Below are 1,405 nucleotides of genomic sequence, written 5' to 3' on the forward strand. Positions count from 1 at the left end.
GCGCCGTGCGTGCGCGCGCTGCCAGCACGCGGGCGGCGACCCGGGCGGAGGACTCCCCCACACCGCCTCCGGCGAGGTCCGTTGAGGAGATCGCAGCGACCTCGACCTGAATGTCAACCCGGTCCAGCAGCGGTCCGGACAGGCGGGAGAAGTAGCGGCGCCGCTGCAGGGAGGTGCAGGTGCACTGCGTGCCGCGCCCGCTGCCACGCCCGCACGGGCACGGGTTGGCAGCCAGGACCAGCTGGAAGGCCGCAGGGTAGGTCGCCCGGCCACCAGCTCGGTCAATAGTCACCTGACCGGTCTCCAGCGGCTGGCGCAGGCAGTCCAGGACGCCGCTGGAGAACTCCGGTGCCTCGTCCAGGAAGAGAACCCCTCGGTGCGCGAGCGACACGTCGCCTGGACGCGGGGTGCCTGAGCCTCCCCCGACGACGGCGGCCCGGGTGGCGGTGTGGTGCGGTGAGCGCAGCGGAGGCGTGCGGATCAGACCGGCCTCAGCGTTGAAGGTGCCGGCTACCGAGTGCAGGGAGGTCACGGTGATCGAGTCGGCCGTGCTCAGCGGCGGCAGGATCGAGGGCAGACGCTCGGCCATCATCGTCTTGCCGGCGCCGGGCGGCCCGACGAGCAGGAGGTGATGGCCCCCGGCCGCAGCCACCTCCAGGGCATGACGCGCCTCATGCTGCCCGACGACGTCGGCCAGGTCCGCAGCGGCAGGAGGCGGTGAGGACGCGGTGGCGGGGGCGTGGCCCTGGCCGGCGTGGCGGGCCAGAGCCAGGACGCCGGCAGGGACCTTGCCTCCCAGCTGGGTGATGAGCTCGGCCAAGTGCGCCACGGGCCGGACCTCGATCCCCGGAACCAGGCGTGCCTCGGCCAGACAGTCCTGGGGGACGACGATCCGTCTGACCCCGGCCGCAGCGGCACAGGAGACGGCCGGCAGAACCCCACGAACTGGTCGGACCGAGGCGTCGAGCCCGAGCTCACCGATGAAAACCGTGCCGGCCATGGCCTCGATGGCCTGGAGGGACAGCTCCTGGCGCGCCCCCAGGACCGCCAGGGCGAGGCTGAGGTCAAAACCGGTGCCCGTCTTGGGCAGGTCCGCCGGAGAGAGGTTGGCGGTGACGCGCCGCTCTCCCCAGGCCGTACCGCAGGTGGACAGGGCGGCCCGGACCCGCTCACGCGACTCACGCACCGCGGCGTCCGGCAGCCCGACGAGGGTGAAACCGGGCAGTCCCTGGGATGCGTGGGCCTCGACCTGGACCAGGTGCCCCTGCAGCCCGGTCAGGGTCACCGCCAGCGTGCGTGCCAGGCCGCTCATGACCACACCCCACGGTGATGACGCAGCTGGGCAGGCAAAGGGTCACGAAGAAGGATCGAGATCACGTCCAGGCGCAGCCGGCGTCCTGAGCCG

The 1,405-nt window shown here is 72.7% G+C and carries 1 protein-coding gene; it reads right to left on the reverse strand.

The annotated features are described in order from the left end of the window. Window positions 1-1,312: YifB family Mg chelatase-like AAA ATPase (locus tag HMPREF0058_RS11360; RefSeq protein WP_006549940.1), on the reverse strand; the 1,312-nt coding region annotated here is incomplete at its 3' end. Window positions 1,313-1,405: the final 93 nt, after the last annotated feature.

This window comes from Actinomyces urogenitalis DSM 15434, assembly GCF_000159035.1.
Taxonomy (GTDB): Bacteria; Actinomycetota; Actinomycetes; order Actinomycetales; family Actinomycetaceae; genus Actinomyces; species Actinomyces urogenitalis.